The 17,762-nt window shown below is 53.3% G+C and carries 12 protein-coding genes; 4 read left to right on the forward strand and 8 right to left on the reverse strand.

The annotated features are described in order from the left end of the window. Positions 1 to 228: 228 nt before the first annotated feature. Genes MKY12_RS26635 through MKY12_RS26650 form a run of 4 tightly spaced genes read right to left on the reverse strand, consistent with a single transcriptional unit; the run spans position 229 to position 4,921 of the window. Positions 229 to 1,167, reverse strand: coding sequence for an ABC transporter permease (locus MKY12_RS26635; RefSeq protein WP_076085634.1), 939 nt, complete (start codon positions 1,165 to 1,167; stop codon positions 229 to 231). Further along, on the reverse strand, positions 1,164 to 2,210 hold the full coding sequence (locus tag MKY12_RS26640) for an ABC transporter permease (protein WP_036731087.1): 1,047 nt from the start codon (positions 2,208 to 2,210) through the stop codon (positions 1,164 to 1,166). Before MKY12_RS26640 ends, MKY12_RS26635 begins: the two co-directional genes overlap by 4 nt. Next, positions 2,203 to 3,765, reverse strand: coding sequence for an ABC transporter ATP-binding protein (locus tag MKY12_RS26645; protein WP_339311568.1), 1,563 nt, complete (start codon positions 3,763 to 3,765; stop codon positions 2,203 to 2,205). The genes MKY12_RS26640 and MKY12_RS26645 overlap by 8 nt, the downstream gene beginning before the upstream one ends. A gap of 40 nt (positions 3,766 to 3,805) precedes the next feature. After that, a complete protein-coding gene (locus MKY12_RS26650; RefSeq protein ID WP_339311570.1) occupies positions 3,806 to 4,921 on the reverse strand; it encodes a BMP family ABC transporter substrate-binding protein in 1,116 nt (371 codons plus the stop codon). A gap of 350 nt (positions 4,922 to 5,271) precedes the next feature. Between MKY12_RS26650 and MKY12_RS26655 the strand changes: the two genes are divergently transcribed. The 3 genes from MKY12_RS26655 to MKY12_RS26665 all read left to right on the forward strand — a co-directional run bounded on the left by MKY12_RS26655 (position 5,272) and on the right by MKY12_RS26665 (position 9,043). Then, positions 5,272 to 6,027, forward strand: a complete 756-nt coding sequence (locus MKY12_RS26655; protein WP_076085625.1) for an AraC family transcriptional regulator — start codon at positions 5,272 to 5,274, stop codon at positions 6,025 to 6,027. Between the two features lie 200 nt (positions 6,028 to 6,227). Next, positions 6,228 to 8,468: a helix-turn-helix domain-containing protein gene (locus MKY12_RS26660; protein WP_339311571.1), complete on the forward strand. Its 2,241-nt coding sequence runs from the start codon at positions 6,228 to 6,230 to the stop codon at positions 8,466 to 8,468. Between the two features lie 185 nt (positions 8,469 to 8,653). Then, entirely contained in the window at positions 8,654 to 9,043 is a 390-nt protein-coding gene (locus tag MKY12_RS26665; RefSeq protein ID WP_076085619.1) for a hypothetical protein, read from the forward strand. 512 nt (positions 9,044 to 9,555) lie between these two features. Here the strand turns inward: MKY12_RS26665 and MKY12_RS26670 are convergent. From MKY12_RS26670 to MKY12_RS26680, 3 genes are all read right to left on the reverse strand, one after another. After that, complete coding sequence (locus MKY12_RS26670) at positions 9,556 to 11,157, reverse strand: extracellular solute-binding protein (RefSeq protein ID WP_339311572.1); 1,602 nt, start codon at positions 11,155 to 11,157, stop codon at positions 9,556 to 9,558. 148 nt (positions 11,158 to 11,305) lie between these two features. Beyond that, a complete protein-coding gene (locus MKY12_RS26675) occupies positions 11,306 to 12,199 on the reverse strand; it encodes a carbohydrate ABC transporter permease (protein WP_036700398.1) in 894 nt (297 codons plus the stop codon). Between the two features lie 36 nt (positions 12,200 to 12,235). Further along, complete coding sequence (locus MKY12_RS26680) at positions 12,236 to 13,102, reverse strand: ABC transporter permease subunit (protein WP_339314977.1); 867 nt, start codon at positions 13,100 to 13,102, stop codon at positions 12,236 to 12,238. Positions 13,103 to 13,671: 569 nt separating this feature from the next. Here MKY12_RS26680 and MKY12_RS26685 point away from each other — a divergent pair. After that, positions 13,672 to 14,553, forward strand: coding sequence for a helix-turn-helix domain-containing protein (locus tag MKY12_RS26685; protein ID WP_339311574.1), 882 nt, complete (start codon positions 13,672 to 13,674; stop codon positions 14,551 to 14,553). 50 nt (positions 14,554 to 14,603) lie between these two features. On the opposite strand, the gene MKY12_RS26690 is transcribed toward MKY12_RS26685, so the two are convergent. Next, the gene (locus tag MKY12_RS26690) at positions 14,604 to 17,669 is read right to left on the reverse strand and encodes a glycoside hydrolase family 2 TIM barrel-domain containing protein (RefSeq protein ID WP_339311576.1); all 3,066 of its coding nucleotides are present in this window, start codon (positions 17,667 to 17,669) and stop codon (positions 14,604 to 14,606) included. Positions 17,670 to 17,762 lie beyond the last annotated feature (93 nt).

Raw genomic sequence — 17,762 nt, forward strand, 5'->3', positions numbered from 1 at the left:
AGTGGCTAGATAAGACTCACTTAAGAGTTGAACTTGAAGCTTGGTCGTCGCTGCGGTGAACATTTGGACTTCCGGCCGCTGTTGTCACCAGATTTCTTGATTTTGAACCGCTCTTCGCGGTAGAAATCCGGTGACAAAGGCGGACGCTATCGCTCCTACAGTTCCAAATTTCCCCTCCGCTTCTTTTTGCTTTTCGCTAATTTCTTTCGTGTGCCTTATCTACCTTGTTTATTTCGTAACAGTAGCCTTAAGCTTCTTATTCTTCTTCCGTGTCTCCGAGACCGCATAGATAATCAGACCGATGACTGTCGCCACATAAGGCAGCGTAGCGATCAGCTCAGCCGGAATCTTCAGCACCTGCAAAGCATTGGAGAGCGCATCGGCTGCACCGAAGAGCAGCGAGGTCAGCGCTGTGCCCACGGTGGTACTCCGGCCCATGGATTCAGCAGCGATGGCAATCCAGCCCCGGCCGGCGATCATATCGCGGGTGAACAGGGACAGATAGCCCATCGACATATAAGCTCCGCCCAAGCTGGCGAAGAAGCCGCTGAGCAGCAGCGCGCTGTACTGGATGCGGACCACACTGACGCCCACTGATTGGGCCGCATGCGGATTCTCGCCGACGGAGCGGATTCGCAGTCCAAGCGGTGTACGGTTGAGCAGATAATAGACTACAAGCACTGACAATATAGAGAAATACGTCAGAATGTGGTGCCCCGACAGAATCGGGCCCAGCACCGGAATATCCTGCAGGAGCGGAATATCTATACTCGGCAGCACTTTACTCGCCAGGGAGGTGGAAGATCCTTTGTCACCGCTCAGCAGGTACAGAATGAATACCGTACCGCCGGAAGCGAACATATTGATTGCAACTCCGCCGAGAATAATGTGGGTCTTGAACTTTAAGGTGAAAAAAGCCAAAATGCCCGCAATCAGCGTTCCCGACAGCACCGCCCCAAGCAATCCCACCCAGGCGCTCTGCGTATAGGCGCTCACGATAACCCCGGCCAGCGCCGAGACCAGCATGATCCCTTCCATCCCGATGTTGATGATTCCCGCACGGTTCGAGATCAGCGCCCCCAGTGCAGCGAACAGTATCGGCGTGGTTACACGCAGGACAGAGAAGGCAAAATCCGTCGTCAGAATGACATTCAGCAGACTGTTCATGCTTCCTTCGCCTCCTTCAGCAGCATGCGGTTCTTCCAGAACTTGAGGAACTGCTCAGCGGATATCAGCAGAATAATGACAGCCTGGATAATCGAGATCATCTCGGACGGCACATCGGAGAGGCGCGACATCATATCGGCGCCAATGCGGATATAGGCCAGGAAGAGCGCCGAGACAATGACGGAGAACGGATTATTCTTGGCCAGCATGGCCACCAGAGCACCATCCATACCGTAGCCCGGCAAGGAGGTCCACTGAAACCGGCTGTACATCCCGAGCACTTCCACCGAGCCGCCCATACCGGCAATGAACCCGGCGATCAGATGGACCAGAATGATCACCTTTGCCGTCTTCATGCCTGAATAACGGGCGAAGTCCCGGTTAACCCCGGTCATCCGCAGCTCATAGCCCCATTTGGTCCGGTACAGGAACAGGTGGGCCAGCACAATAAGCACCAGCACAATAATAAGTCCGGTGTGAATCCGCGTCCCTGCAAACAGCTTGCTGAGCTGGGCCGTTTTCTCGAATTTAAAAGAAACGTTGGCAAAGGCCTTGGCATCCCGCAGATGATAGTTTAGCAGGTACAGCCCCACCCCAAACAGGATGTTATTGAACATCAGCGAGGTTACCAGCTCATTGGCGTTCCACTTCGCTTTGAGAATACCGGGGATGGCTGAGAGCAGTGCCCCTACGATCGAGCCCGCAAGAATCGCCACTACCGGATGGAACCAGCTGTTCAGGCTGAGATGAATCGCCAGCGCAGTAGTCACGACACCGGAGAAATAGAAGATCCCCTCCGCTCCCAGATTGAACATATTGGCCCGGAACAGCAGGGAGACCGCAAGACCGGTGAACATCAGCGGAATCGCCATCTCAATGACATTGCCGATATGGCCCTTCGTGGACAATGGCTCCCAGAGGAAGATTCCGATCGTCTTCACCGGGTGGTCACTGACCAGCGAGATAATCAGGAACGCGATAATAAGTGCAATGACGATGACCGCCGCTGTGCGGATCGCCTCGAAATATTTGACTTTAAACATGATATGCGGCCCTCCCGGTCTGCTCTTTGTCCTGCCGGTTAATTCCCAGCATGTAGAGCCCCAGCTCTTCCTCACCGACTGCTGACGGATTATCGAAATAGGCAACAATCTGGCCCTCATACATCACGAGAAGACTGTCGCTCAGCTCCAGAATTTCATTCAAATCCGCGGATACCAGCAGCGTGGCACAGTTCGCCGAGCGCAGCTCCAGCAGCTTCTGGTGAATGAACTGGGCAGCCCCGATATCAACGCCCCGGGTCGGCTGCTCGGCGATCAGCAGTTGCGGATTCGTGGAACATTCCCTGGCTACGACTACCTTCTGCATGTTACCGCCGGACAGCATGCCGATCGGCTGCTGCGGGCCGGAGCAGCGCACCTTGAATTCCTCCACCAGCGCAGAGGCCAGCGCAGCAATTCTTGACCCGTGCAGGAAAGGCCCTTTATTCATATCCTTCTGACGGTAGCGCGTGGAGATCAGATTGTCGGCAATGCTTGCATCTCCGGCAGAGCCCTGGCGCATCCGGTCCTCAGGGATATAGGATACCCCCAGGTTGCGGATGTCCAGAATATCCAGCTCACGAACATCCTTCCCCTTCACCTGTACCGACCCGCTGCCGCCAACCCCGCGCAGGCCACCGGTCAGTGCCTCGATCAGCTGCGTCTGTCCGTTCCCTTCAACGCCGGCGATGCCGACAATCTGGCCTTCACGGACCGAGAAGCTGATCTCGGAGAGCAGCGCTTTTCCCTGGCTGTCTGAGACGCTCAGCCCTTCCACCGCAAGCACCGGCTTGCCGTAGGGAAGATCGCTTTTGTCATACTTCAGCACCACATCCCGTCCAACCATCAGCCGCGAGATCTCCTGCTCTGTTACTTCCTTAGTATCGAAGACGCCTTCACTCCGGCCGCCGCGCATGATGGTAATCCGGTCACAGATGGCTTTGACCTCCTTCAGCTTGTGCGAGATGAACACAATCGTGTGTCCCTGCTCCTTAAGCTGCTGCAGCTCATGGAACAGCTCCTCCGTCTCCTGCGGAGTCAGCACTGCCGTTGGCTCATCGAGAATGAGAATCTTGGCCCCGCGCACCAGCGCCTTCAGAATTTCCACCTTCTGCTTCATGCCGACACTTAGGTCCTCCACCTTCGCCTTGGCATTCACTGATAGATTATATTTACGTGCAGTTGCTTCCGTCAGGCGTACGGCCTCTGCATAATTGAAGCCAACGCCCTTCTTCGGCTCCATACCGAGCACCATATTCTCCGCCACCGTAAAAGAAGGCACCAGCATGAAATGCTGATGCACCATCCCGATCCCGCGGTCAATCGCGTCCTGCGGGGACTGCAGCTTCACTTGTTCTCCCCGGATGTAGAGCCCGCCTTCACTTGGGCTCTCCATTCCGAACATAATTTTCATCAGAGTCGATTTACCGGCTCCATTCTCACCCGCAATCGCATGGATCTCGCCTTCGCGCAGGGAGAACTCAACGTCCTTGTTGGCAACCACACCGTTCGGATACACTTTGGTGATTCCCCGCATTTCCAGCAGAGCATTTGCCATGGGTCATCAACGCCTTTCAACCAAAGTTTTATTCATGTCCTTAAGGTTTAACGGCATTACGGATTGCTTCCACTTCAGAAGTCTCCATACCCATTGCGTTATCCACCTTAATTTCCTTATTGATCAGCTTCTGCTTCACTTCTTCAATCTTGGTCTGCAATTCCGCCGGGAATGCCGCCTTGTAGATCTCGTTCTCGGCAATGCCCACGCCGTCTTCAACGAAGCCAAGCACATCGCGTTTACCCATTTCAAGCGTGCCGTCCTGCAGTTTCTTGACTGCGCCAAGGATGGCCGAATCGATCTTTTTAATCGCAGAAGTAACGATCAGGTTGGCTTTCACACTATCCGTATCCTTCAGCAGCATCGCCTGGTCAGAATCGACGCCGATCGCATATTTGTTCTTTTCCTTCGCTGCATCGAAGATGCCAAGGCCCGTACCGCCCGCTACGTTGAAAATAATATCCACACCCGAGTTATACTGGATCAGCGACAATTCCTTGCCCTTGGCAGGGTTCACGAAATCTCCGGCATAAGAGACCGCTACCTTCACTTCCGGATCCACATACTGTGCTCCCTGAATGTAACCGACCAGGAAGGCATTGATGCCGGGAATGTCCATTCCGCCCAGGAATCCGATCACATTGTCCTTGTTGGCATTAGGCATATCAGACTGGGTAGCAAGCGCCGCAGCCGCTCCGGCCAGGAAGGAGACCTCATTGGTCGAGTAAGACATATTGTACATATTGGCAGGCGCTTCCTCGATGTCGGTGTCATAGTTAATGAATTTTTTATCGGGATTTGCTTCTGCCGTTGCATTGAACATTTCTGTAATTTCCGAGCCGCCGGAGATGACAACATCCCAATCCTCAGCAGCGATATCATTAAAAGTCGGCTCCCATTTCGTCTTGTCAGCGCCCATTTCCACAACCTTCGTCTCTGCGCCAAGCTCGCTTTTCACCTTCTGCAGACCATTGTTCGCCGCATCAAAAAACGACTTATCGCCCAGCGTCCCCGGAATCAGCAGCACCACCTTGAGCTTGTCCCCCGCAGCCGCGCCGCCTTCCGCATTCGTTCCCGGAGTTGCTGTCGCACCATTCCCGTTCCCGGACTTGTTGTTTCCGCACGCAGCGACCAGTACCATAACTGCCAGCAACATTAAAGTGAGCATTTTCTTTTTCATGTTCTAAGTTCACACCCCTATTTGTAATAGATCCACCCTGCTGAATAGCATAAAATCCCAATTACACGTTTTGTTGGTCCCATCGAATCGGGCAGCATGAATAAGCGACTGTTGAAATTCTGAAAATAAGCATTTTACTCTGAAAACCAAACATTTCATGTTACATTTCGCTAAAAAACCGTAAAATATCCGAACAAGATGGCCAGTCCCGTTGAGAATCTTCGGTTTTATTGATAAGATCATATCAAATGAAAACATAAATATTTATATATTTTCGGTCATGTTTTTGTACGATTCGGCTAAATGACGATCAAGGGAGGCTCATCATGGATCGTGTCCTATATATTGTAAATGCAGAACATGAAGCAGGTACCTATATCCCTCCGCACCAGCATGAGTGCTTCGAGCTTGTCTATTACATCCACGGTCAGGGCACCTGCAGCATCGGCCAGCGCAGCTATCACTTCCGGCCCTCTACCTTCGCCCTCATTCCGGCCGGCTTCAAGCATGATGAGAATCATCAGCCCAGCCCGGAGGTGCTGTTCGTCGGCTTCCACTGCGGCAATCCGGTGATCAATTCGCTGTCCGGTGTGTTTGACGATGATAAAGAGCACACAGTGCTACAGACCCTGCAGCGGATGAGCGCTGAGTTCAAGCGCAAGCGCGACGGGTTCAGCGAGCTGCTGAATCTGCAGATGAGTGAAATTACCGTCTATCTCCAGCGGCTGCTCAGCGCCTCCGATTTCCATTCCCCGGCAGAGGATCAGATGCAGTATGTGCTCAATTATATGAACGAGCATTACCGCCACAAGCTCTCGGTGGCCTCGCTGGCAGAGATGTCCGGTTACAGCTACGACCGCTTCCGGCATCTGTTCAAGGAGCGGTTCATGCACTCTCCCCACCGTTATCTTTTACTAAAACGCCTGGATTATGCCAAGTCCCTCCTCCTGCACAGCCAAATGCATATTTCCGAGGTCTCGGCTGCAGCCGGATTCGTCAACGACGCCCAGTTCTGCAATATGTTCAAACGGGAGATCGGCCTCTCCCCGCGCACCTTCCGCATTCAGAGCAGAGTCATATAGGGAATAGTCCCCTCCCCTGTCACAAGTAGCTTTTGTACACGAATCTTGCATTTGTTCACTGCGCAGGGGTCCAGCCTGTTCACAGTTATAAGCTTGTTCTACTGTCCTGTTCATAGGCTGGAGCTTATAATCGTACTATGAACATTTACGACAAGGACGGTACCCGCAAGAATACACAGTGAGTCAGGGGGCTACTTTGGATGAGACTGAACAAGATCGGCAATCAACGGGCATTGTACAGCAGACTGCTAGTTAGCATTACGCTTTGCGTCTCCTTAACCTTTCTGGTCTCCACCATCATTTATTACAACTACTATATCGGCGTAGAAAAGAAACAGACCTTCCAGTCCGACCTCGGCAACCTCACACAGACCAGCCGCGAGGTCGTGAACATGACGGATGCTGCGCAATCGCTTTCTTTTCAAATCTACCGCAACAGCACCATCTCCAAAATCGTGTTCTACGATAAGCCGGACATCTACGATGTCACCGCCGCCATGTCCGAGCTGGGCAACTATCTAAGCTCCATGCCTTATATTGAATCCATCTATGTATATAATCCCAAGGGCGGGCAGCTGTATGTTGCCTCCTCCCATGGTCAGAACGGTGTGTATACCGAGAAGGAGCTGGTCGATACCTCCATTCTGGATATCCTGAGCCACTATCAGAACTATAAGGCGTTCACTCCCATTCCTAGAGTCTATTCCAACGGCGCACTGGAGAACGATCAGGTCCGTGCCTACACCTTCCTGTGTCTGGATGCGATCGGCTGGGACCGGGCCATTAATTCGGCGGTGATTGTGAATATTTCGGCTCCGTGGATCAACAAAGAGATCGCCAGCCCGGCGGATTCCACCAGTGCGACCTATATTCTGGATGATCAGGGCGCCTTCCGCTCCAGCAACAGCCTGAAGCAGCAGGAGCTGACCCCGGAGGAAGCAGGATTCATCGAGCAGCGGATCAAGGGCCGGGAGGCCGGGTATTTCATCGCTCCCTTCGGGGGCGTGAACTCGCTGATCTCTTATACGGCACCGGATGATTTAAGCTGGCAGTATGTACGAATTACGCCGTATGAGATCATTACGAAGCAGACCAACAACATCCGCAACACCACCTTGCTGATCGCAGGTCTGGTGCTGGTGGCCGGCATCGGCCTCTCCTGGATCATGTCCAGAAGCCTCTACCTGCCGATGAACCGGATTGTCAGCGAGATGCATATTCTGGAGACCGAGAAGCGCGACAGCATGTTCATGATCCGGCAAAATACACTGCGGGACCTGATCCTCGGCCTGAAGCCTTTGCAGTCCATGCAGCAGGTAGAGAAGCTGCGCCAGCTCGGCATTCATTTCACCTTCAATGATGATTACCGGCTGATCCTGCTGCGGATTGACCGTTACCGGGAGTTCCGGGAAGCCCGCTCCTCTTATCTGCTGGCCTCCAAATTCGCCATTATGAACATCGCCTCCGAGATCTGCGGCCAGACCTACCGCGTGGAGACTGTGGATATGAACGATGACGGGATTCTGGTGCTGCTGAACATTATCGATCCCGTGGAATATACGGATACCGGCCTAATTGAAGCCCTGCTCCGGCAGATTCAGCAGGCCTGCTCCGACTATCTGAAGATCAGCCTTACCCTGACCTACAGCCATATTGACCGTAATGCCAGCCAGCTGCATCAGCTCTATCAGCAGGTCCGCGAGGCGTCGAATCACCGCCTGTTCTATGGGCATGGCAGTATCCTGAATGCCCGGGACATCTGTGCGCTGGAGTCCAGCACTTATCATTATCCGGCGGACAAGGAGAAGAGACTAGCGGATGCGCTGCTGAGCGGCAAGCTGACGGACGCCGCCGAGCAGTTCAGCGCGATGATCCGCGAGACCGGAGCCTTCCCTTACCAGACCGCCCAGTTAACCGTGTCCAGGCTCAGCGTCACCGTTAGAGAGATCGTGAACACTATCCAGAAGCGTAACCGCTTACAAATTGATGGAATGGCCGAGCTGCCGAGCCTGGACGCTATCGAGACGATAGAGGAGCTCGAGGAGGCCTTCACCGCCCTCTTCCATACCCTACAGGAGCAGCTGGCCGGCAAAAAGAACACCAAGCAGCACGACCTCATCTGCCAGATCAACGCCAAGATCAATGAGGATTACATGAAGCCTCATCTGAGCCTGAACCAGATCGCCGATGAACTGGACATGTCACCCATCTATATCAGCCGCCTCTACAAGCAGCAGACCATGAACAGCATCGTCGATGTCATCCTGGAGGTGCGGATGCGCGAAGTGTGCGCCCTGCTGGAGAATACCGACCTGCCCGTCACCGCGATCGCCGAGCGCTGCGGCTTCACCAGCAGCTCCTACCTGCACCGGATGTTCAAGCGCAGCTTCGGTACAACGCCTACCGATTATCGCCGTTTGAAAAGTGTGCGGACTCTATAAATCGTATTTGTAAGTTTTCGATCTGGGGCCGTGGCCCCAGTTTAGATTCAACTTGTTAAAATTTTCACAATTGAAAATGTTAAAAAACACGATATACTAAAATCACATAAGATTGGTTTGCTAACTGAGGAAATTGTACAGCAAGCAAAAATCATATCTTCTTATTTATCCGGGAGGTGTCTTTTTTGGAAGACGTTATTAATTTTGTCCAAGCTTTCAAAGGTCTGGAGGAGCGGATCGATGAATTTATTAATGAGGATTCATTCCTGGAATATTTAGAGGGATCAGAAGCAGTTGTTGAAGGAGGAGCTTATGTTTGGTCCAAATTAAAACCTGCTGAAATTAGTAAACAGGATCACATTAACTCAGATTATATGAATTTAGCAGAAGAGGTCAGAAATGTTTTGACAAATGAACACAGTCCGCATATTGAAAAGTTTGAACGGAGTTGTGCCATAGTATTAAACTATATTCGGCAGGACACTCTGCTGTGGGTCCCTGGACTGAAAAACGTAATTGAAAATATAAAATCAGAACTGGACTTACAGCAATTTTTCATAGAATTGACTAGATAGCACACTTTATCATCCATGGTACAGTATCGCTTTGGTGGAACACCAAGCCTTCTTTTAATCGCTTTGGTGGAACACCAAGCCTTCTTTTGTCCGCTTTGGTGGAACACCAAGCCCTTCTCCGTGTGCACGGAGAAGCTAGGGTACGCTTCACCTCAAGCCCGTCTCCAGATTCGTGGAGACGGGCTCTTCTGCTCTCCCCACCTGCCCCGGAAGCCGGGGGCTGACGCGGCAAGAGGGCCGGGGTTAGCGCAGGTGTGCCCAGCGCTTAAACAGCGGAGAAAACGGAATGAATGTGGAGAAGCGGAGCGTTCGCCTTTGTGTCCGGATTTTCACCGCTAAGGTAGAATAAATAAAAATCCGGACACAACAGCGATCGGAACATCGTTCCGTTTTCGGAGCGTCCACCCAAGCGCCATCGCCACTCCAGCACCAACTTCGGCTCCAGCCCCACCCCAGCACCCTCGGGCACACAAAAAGCCCCAAAAGCCATTCGGCTCCCAGGGCTCCCCTCATTATTTTAGACCTTTTTCAGCAACATAAGCCTCCCACTGCTTCGTCCACTCCGCCTGAATCTTCTCCAGGCCCGCCTGCTTGGCCTTCTGCATGAAGGTCTCCAGGCCCTTATCCACATCATCCACCAGTCCGGCCTCCAGCGGGAACAGGTACTGCTTCTCTACCTGCTCAAGCGCAGCCTTCTCTGCCTGATAAGAGCTGTAGTCCTCGGCGAAGCCCAGGAACAGGTCCGGCTTCTGGATTTTATCCAGCTCATCAAAGATCGCCTTGACTCCGTCAAATCCCTTGTCAAACAGCATGAACTCCGGATTTCTCCACGCCCAGCCGTTCATGCCCTCACGGGTGAAGCCATTGGAGGTACTGGTGCCGACCAGCTTGTAATAGCCGTCTTCCACCGTGTAGTTCTTGCCTTCAATGCCGTATTGTGTCAGCTGATTATACCGTTTGTCGAGCACCATCTTCTGATAGAAGGCAAGCGCCCGCTCCGGGTTCTTGCTGCTCTTCGGAATAGCGAACCCGTTGTGAATCGGATGTACAGGGGTCGCATAGCCGGTGGTTAAGCCGAAAGGAGAATACGCCAGCTCCCAATCCGGATGAGTCGTGCTGATCTTCATCTTCATATCATTGAACCGGTTAGGATTGTCCCCGAACATGCTGGCCGCTTTACCTGAAGTGACCGGGTCCTGCATCGTATCCTTAATATTCAGTACATTCTTTGGAATGAAGCCTTTATCGGCCCAGCGCTTCATCATCTTCAACTCTTCTTTTTGCTCATCGGAGCCCCAGTAGGAGTAGACCGTGGACGGAGAATCATATTTCACACCCATGCCGTACGGCAGCGCGCCGACCATTTTATGCAGCTCCGTATAGATATAATGGAGATTGTTACCCACATCGCTGTTGAGGGACATCGGCATCATATCCGGCTCGTTTTTGACAATGCCGTCCATGTAAGCCTCATAGCTGGCCAAGTCCTTGGGCTCCGGGAGATTGTATTTCTTGCGCAGATCCTCACGGTAGACGAACCCGTTGGTTACATACTCCTTGAAGGTCGCCGGAACCGTGTAGATTTTACCGTCAACCTTAACATCCTCCCACATTTTCTCAGGGACGAACTTCTGCAGCTCGGGTGCCGCCTTAGGCAGCAGATCATCCAGTGCCAGGAAGGCACCGCGCTTCGCATAGGATTGATATTGCGTCCAGTCCGCTGTAAAAATCAGATCTATCGCCTGCCCGGAGGACAGCAGCAGCTTATACTTCTGATCCCAGTCCGTCCAGCTGGTGAAGTTGAACTTCACCGTGGCGTTCAGGTCCGCTTCAGCCATTTTGTTGACCTCCGCCTGGATGGCCGGAAGATCCTTAGGAGCATCGCCGAGCATATAGAATTGCAGCTCCACCTTCTTCGAGGTGTCGATCCCGGTATCCGCTGCCGGAGCAGCTCCCTCTGATGCAGCCGGTGTGCCGGTATTTCCGTCTTTTCCAGTATTACCGGCGCTGCCAGTGTTGCCGTTGTTCCCCCCGCCGCAGCCGGCCAGGAGCGATAGAGCGAGCAACCCCGTTGTAAGCGTAACCAAAGATCGTCTGCCTGCTTTCTTTCTCATGAATGAACCCTCCTAGAATTTGTTGTAAGCCCACGCTTCCCCGATGCCCTCGTACAGTTCTCTACCCGGAAGCATACCATCCTTGTGTCTAACTCTATGTTAGCCGATATAGCAGATGTACGGTAAAGGTACAGTCTGCCAGCCGGTTCTAACCTTTGACCGCTCCGATCGTCAGCCCCTTCACGAAATAACGCTGGATGAACGGATACAGGAACAGAATCGGTCCTGTGACCACAATCGCCATCGCCATCTTGGTGGATTCTGTCGGCAGATCACTGCCTAAGCTGACACCGGTACCCGCGCCCATATTGGCGATGAAGGAGGCTGAGTTGATGACATTGTACAAATGGAACTGCAGCTGATACTTATGCGGATCATTAATGAACAGCGATGAGGAGAACCAGTCGTTCCAGTAAGCCAGCGCAAGGAACAGGCCTACCGTAGCAATCCCGGGCATCGAGAGCTGCAGTACAATGCGCCAGTATATTTTGAAATCCCCTGCCCCGTCAATCTTGGCCGATTCGAACAGCTCCTCCGGCACCGCCGAGCGGATGAAATTCTTCATCAGAATAATCAGGAACGGTGTCATCAAACCGGGGAAAATCAGCGCCCCATAAGAATCGGTCAGATGCAGATACTTAGTGATCATAATGTACCAGGGCACCAGTCCCCCGCCGAAGAGGGTCGTGAAGTAAATATAGAACGAAAAGGTATTGCGGTATTTGAAATCCTTGCGGGCCAGTACATACCCGGCCATCGTCATGAAGAACAGTCCCAGCGTCGTCCCCGTCACCGTAGTGAACAGCGTCACCCCATACGCCCGCAGCACCTCATCAGGGAAGGTGAATACCGTCTTGTAGCCCTCCAGCGAGAACTGCGCCGGGATGAAATGATAACCATCCTTGATGATGGACTCATTAGCCGTCAAGGAAGCCGAAATAATCAGCAGGAACGGAATCAGACAGGCTAAGGAGCCCAGTATAATTACCGTATAAGCTACTCCCTGCAATAGCCTGGTGTATGAGTCGTCTTTGATTTGCATGCTCTTTCTCTCCTTCCGCAGCAGGTTCCGCACAACCTAGAACAAGGCGTAATCGTCATTTATTTTACGGATGATATAGTTGACCGTCATAATCAGGATGAAGCCGAACAGCGATTGATACAGGCCGGCCGCCGTGGCCATCCCGACATCGAAGGTTACCTTGAGCGAGCGGAACACGTACGTATCCAGAATATCCGTTGTATTATACAGCACCCCGTTATTGCCGATCAGCTGGTAAAAGAGGTCAAACTGCCCCTTCATAATACTCCCCAGCGAGAATAGAAGCAGCATGACGAAGGTCGATTTCAGCATCGGCACCGTGATATACCAGATCCGTTGAAAAATGTGGGCACCGTCAATTTTGGCCGCTTCATAATATTCCTCGCTGATGCCCGTGATGGAGGCCAGGTAGATGACCATGCTGTAGCCGAGATTTTTCCAGAGATAAAAGAGAATGATCAGGAAAATCCAGATAACCGGATTATTATAGACATCCACAGGATTCGCCCCGAACTGAGTCAGCAGCGTATTCAAGAAACCGTTATCATAATTGAACACATTGTAGACGATAACGCTTAAGATGACGAACGATACGAAATACGGCAGGAACATGACTGACTGGGTCAGCTTCTTGAACCACTTCACCCGCAGCTCGCTGAGCAGAATCGCACAGATAATCGCCAGCACATTCCCGAGTAAAATAAAAGCCAGATTGTAGCCGATCGTATTGAGCGTCAGCTTCACCAGCGTCCCGGACTTCCAGAGGAATTCAAAGTTCTTCAGCCCCACGAAGGGAGCATCGAACAGCCCGGAATTGAAATCAAACTGCGTGAACGCATAATAGACCCCAACCATCGGAAAATACGAGTTAATTAGAAAGAACAACAGCGTAGGCAGCAGCATCAGGAACAGAATCCGGTTATGGACCAGCTCATGCACGAAGCCCTTCTTCCTTGTCTTCCGGGTGCCGGACTCAAGCTGCGGGGACAGCCCGCGCGTTCCCTTCAAGGGAAGCTGGGTGACGAGCGGTATACCGGTCTTGCGTTTGCGGTGTCTCAAAGCCTTCACTCTCCTATGCCTATAGATAAGTTGCCGCGTCACTGGGTTCGAAGCCTCTGCCCTTGGGCCTTGATGGCCCCTGCGGCTTCGTGAAATCCAATGTATGACCTGAGTATAGAAGAAGCCTCCTGCGGCTGAACAGTGAAGCTTCGGGATATTCCTGTACTTTACGGCTAACCGCACTGTGCACTTATCATACATTTGTGCAGTAATCGCAAGTTCAACGCAAATAAGCCCCCGGAGTACTCCCTAAGTAGAAGAATCCGGGGGAATTCGGGTGGTCGCGCTGGACCTATCCATAGCCTTACGATTTAAACTTGCCTGTAATAAATTATAGGTGATATACTCTGGGAAATGTACTAATTCTCCAACCTAAACTTTCAATATCCAAACTTTCTTCAGGAGGCCAGCCCATGAACCCGCTTCTGTTCCGCATCCCTCCCCTGCCGCATTATATAGCCAGCGGCCTCAATCACTGCCAGCCCGGCTATCAGCACCGGAGCCGCCAGCAGATCAAGGTATTTGACTTGCTCATTGTCCAGCAGGGATGCCTGTATATCGGCGAGGAGGAGCAGCGCTTCACCGTGAAGGTAGGCGATGCCTTGATCCTTCGCCCCGACTGCCACCACTTTGGAACCGAAGGCTGCAAGGAGGATACGGCCTATCATTGGCTCCACTTTCAGACCTTCCATGACCTGCCCGCCTTATCGGTGACAGGGTCCGCTTCCGGCAATCTGACTGAGACTACAGGAGAGCTTCCCGCTTCTCTATTCGATATCAGCTCCTTCAATCTGGTGTTATCCCAGTTTGTTAACTTACTTCTGCCGGACAGAGCTTACGAGGTCTTGGAGCAGCTCACGCAATTGCAGGCCACCGCCCACCTCGAAGCCGTCCGCTTCCGGCAGCAGCTCCTCTTCCAGGATCTCCTGCAGCAGCTGGCCGCTTCTGTGAACCCGGAGCACCGCAGCTCCCAAACCACCCTATGTGCCGAGCAGGCCGCCTCCTATCTCCGCACCCACTACCGTGAAGAGATTACAACCGCCATGCTGGGAGACAGCCTCAACTTTCATCCGGTCTATATCGCCCGTTGCATGAACAAGGTATATGGCTGTTCACCCATGGAATATCTGCTCCGCTACCGTATCGGACAGAGCAAGCTGCTGCTGATGCAGACCAGCTTCCCGATCTCCCGGATTGCCGGAGAGGTCGGCTTCAACCAATCCTCCTACTTCAGCTCCAGCTTCATGAAGCTGGAAGGGTTGTCGCCGCGCGAATACCGGCAGCGCTTCTCATGAAACAGGCCATCAGCGAAGGATACGCTGATGGCCTGTTTACTTAATGATGATTACGCCTCCGGCAATGCCGCCGTCAGCGTGAACTCGAATTCCAGCTGCTGACCCGCTGCGATCCGGTATTCCGGATGCACCGGCGCTCCCCAGCTGTCATCCCCGCCCACACCCATCTGCTGCGCCGCGAGGGTGACAACCGTGTAGTGCACCTTAGGCAGCTCATAAGCATGTGCTGCCTGCTCCAGCTCGAACGCTGTATACGGTGACAGCGTACATTCCAGCGGCTGTCCCGCAGCCGCCTGAACCTGCAGCCCATACCCCCGGCTGTCCGTGATGCTCACCTCACGGACGCCCGTCCGGTTGCCGGATTCCTGCGGCACCAGATACGGTGACGGCAGCTCCGTCACCTTACGCCGGAAGCGGGTGAGCCGCGCTCCATATGCGCGGTCACTGTAGTTCTCTTCCGGTCCGCGGGCATACCACTCGGAGGCCTCGTAGTCTGCCGACATCCGGAAGGATACCGCCACTACCGGCACATCCGGCAAGCCGTCTGCTCCGGTGTAGACCATCCGGACACGGACGCTGCCGTCGGCATGGACCGTGTATTCAATGCTTGCCTTCAGCTCACTGCTGATGCTGAAGGCGTAGTCGAAGCTGACCGTAGCCCGGTCTGCTTCGGTGTACAGGCTGACCGCCGTACACTGGCGGGCCAGACTGGCCGCGAACCAGCCGCCGGCATGGTACCCCAGCGCAGTCCCTTTATCATTGTCGGTCGTTGCCCGCCAGAACAGCGGAGCCGGCGGAGTCGCAATCATCTCGCGCCCCCCGTAGCAGAGCGACACCAGGGAGCCCGCCTGCTTGGAGAACAGGGCGGAGAAGCCGCGTCCGGTGATTCCGATGTTCACATCCCCTTCAATGACGCCGAACTCCCCGGACGCAGGCAGCAGTGCCTTTTTCCCGCCTGCCGTTACCCCGGCTGCTTCTACGCGGAACACATGCTCTCCATAAGCGGTCTCGAACCCGGAATCCGCCCATAGTTCAGCTTCCTTCAGCGTAAGGCTTACCGCCAGCGTGTACTCCCCTGGAGCTGTGGATACATCCGGCAGTTCCAGCGAGATTCTCGCCTCTTCCTGAGCCGCAACCGCAAGCTCCTGCTGCCCCTTGAAGATCTCCCGTCCTTCTCTGAGCAACCTGAACTCCAGCAGCAGCCGCTCCGTTCCCTCGAACAGATTGCCGTTGATCACTGTCACGGCATCCGCTTCAGGAACAAGCCGAATGTTCTGGTAGAGGAACTTCACCTCCTGCATCTTCGGCGTAAGGGTCCGGTCAGCGAAGACAATCCCGTTGCCGCAGAAGCTGTAGTCCGTCGGCCGGTCAGCGAAATCCCCGCCATACGCCAGATACTCTTCACCGTACCGGTCCTTGGCTACCAGCGCCTGATCGATGTAATCCCAGATGAAGCCGCCCTGATAGAGCGGATAACGGCTCTCCAGCTCGATATATTTATGGAGTCCTCCAACCGAATTCCCCATAGCATGCATATACTCACAGCTGATATACGGCTTATCCGGCTGATTCTCCAGGTATTCCACAATGTCGGCGGGCTTGGCATACATCCGGCTCTCCATATCACTGCTGTCATTATATTTGCGGTTGTGGAAGACTCCTTCATAATGCACCAGCCGTCCCGGATCAGCCTTGCGGAAGTAATGGGACACCTTGAGAATGACCTCACCTGCATACGATTCATTGCCGCAGGACCAGATCAGGATCGACGGATGATTTTTATCGCGCTCCAGCATCGATACCGCCCGGTCCATGACAATCCCCTCCCACTCCGGCTTATCCCCGGGGATGTTCCAGGACGGCTCAACGGCGCCCATCTTCTGCCACGAGCCATGGGATTCCAGATTCATCTCATCAATCACATACACCCCGTATTCATCACACAGCTCATACCAGAGCGTCTGATTCGGATAATGCGAGGTCCGCACTGCGTTGATATTATTCTGCTTCAGGATGATGATATCCTTAATCATATCTTCCCTGGAGATGTTCCGTCCTGTGCGGGGGTTGAACTCATGGCGGTTGACGCCTTTGAACATGATCCGTTGGCCATTCAGCAGCATCAGCTTGTCCTTCAGCTCGAACACGCGGAAGCCCGCCCGCTGCACAATCGCCTCCACCAGTTTCCCTTCGCTATTACATACAGAGATACAGACGTTATACAGGTACGGATTCTCCGCGCTCCACAGGAACACCTTGCCTGCATCCATACTCAGAGCCGCCTTGCCCGCCACAGCCCGTCCTTCTGCTGTCGCCACCACAGCGCCGGCCGCATTCTTCAGCTCCATTCGGATTACAGCTTCGGCCTCTGACGCCATGCGAAGTTCAGCCGTTAACTTGCCTTCCTCATAGGAAGCATCCAGCCCCGCCTGAATCCGCAGATCCTGTACATGCAGCTCAGGAACCGTATACAAATACACCTCACGAAAAATCCCCGAGAACCGCCAGAAATCCTGATCCTCCAGCCAGCTCCCCGTGCAGCGCTGATAGACCTCAACCGCGAGCTTATTGGCTCCTTCCTGCAGATAGGGTGTCAAATCGAATTCCGCAGGGGTGAAGCTGTCTTCGCTGTAGCCGACGAAGTGCCCGTTCAACCATACATAACAAGCCGCCTCTACCCCCTGAAAAGAAATAAAGACCGGTCCCTTCCCCATATTCTCCGGCACCTCAAAAAACTTCACATAGCTGCCCACCGTATTACTGCTCACCGGAATCTCCGGCGGTCTTACAGCATCCAGACCGTCCCAAGGGTACATCGTATTCGCATATTGCGGCCTGCCGTACCCCTGAAGCTGAATATGACCCGGCACCTGGATATCCCCCCAGCCTCTCGTATCATATTCCGTCTTATAGAAATCCTTAACACGGGCTGCCGCATTCACCGCATAGTTGAATTTCCAATCTCCGTTCAGAGAGTGGCGCAGCGCCATGGGGGCTTGTCTCTCCGCTTCCTCCATCGTTCTATAATAGCGGTGGTCCGAATGCGCTTCCAACCGGTTCACCTTAAATACAGATACATCGCTCAGCCAATCCAGACTAGGTTCATTGCCTGACATTATAGTGTCCTCCTTCATCTTCTTGAAGTGAATATGTTCCTTATTCTACCCAAAGTTTGCCCCGGCTCCAAGAAGCGGATCACAACTTCAGTG

Origin of the sequence: Paenibacillus sp. FSL M7-0896 (assembly GCF_037975415.1) — a bacterium.
Classification (GTDB): Bacteria; Bacillota; Bacilli; order Paenibacillales; family Paenibacillaceae; genus Paenibacillus_AQ; species Paenibacillus_AQ silagei.

Excerpts from the sequence above, each read along its gene's own strand:
- MKY12_RS26645 (WP_339311568.1), bottom strand. The coding sequence starts at position 3,765 with ATGGCAAATGCTCTGCTGGAAATGCGGGGAATCACCAAAGTGTATCCG.
- MKY12_RS26635 (WP_076085634.1), bottom strand. The coding sequence starts at position 1,167 with ATGAACAGTCTGCTGAATGTCATTCTGACGACGGATTTTGCCTTCTCT.
- MKY12_RS26675 (WP_036700398.1), bottom strand. The coding sequence starts at position 12,199 with ATGCAAATCAAAGACGACTCATACACCAGGCTATTGCAGGGAGTAGCT.
- MKY12_RS26640 (WP_036731087.1), bottom strand. The coding sequence starts at position 2,210 with ATGTTTAAAGTCAAATATTTCGAGGCGATCCGCACAGCGGCGGTCATC.
- MKY12_RS26680 (WP_339314977.1), bottom strand. The coding sequence starts at position 13,102 with ATGCTGCTGCCTACGCTGTTGTTCTTTCTAATTAACTCGTATTTTCCG.
- MKY12_RS26685 (WP_339311574.1), top strand. The coding sequence starts at position 13,672 with ATGAACCCGCTTCTGTTCCGCATCCCTCCCCTGCCGCATTATATAGCC.
- MKY12_RS26670 (WP_339311572.1), bottom strand. The coding sequence starts at position 11,157 with ATGAGAAAGAAAGCAGGCAGACGATCTTTGGTTACGCTTACAACGGGG.
- MKY12_RS26655 (WP_076085625.1), top strand. The coding sequence starts at position 5,272 with ATGGATCGTGTCCTATATATTGTAAATGCAGAACATGAAGCAGGTACC.
- MKY12_RS26650 (WP_339311570.1), bottom strand. The coding sequence starts at position 4,921 with ATGTTGCTGGCAGTTATGGTACTGGTCGCTGCGTGCGGAAACAACAAG.
- MKY12_RS26690 (WP_339311576.1), bottom strand. The coding sequence starts at position 17,669 with ATGTCAGGCAATGAACCTAGTCTGGATTGGCTGAGCGATGTATCTGTA.
- MKY12_RS26660 (WP_339311571.1), top strand. The coding sequence starts at position 6,228 with ATGAGACTGAACAAGATCGGCAATCAACGGGCATTGTACAGCAGACTG.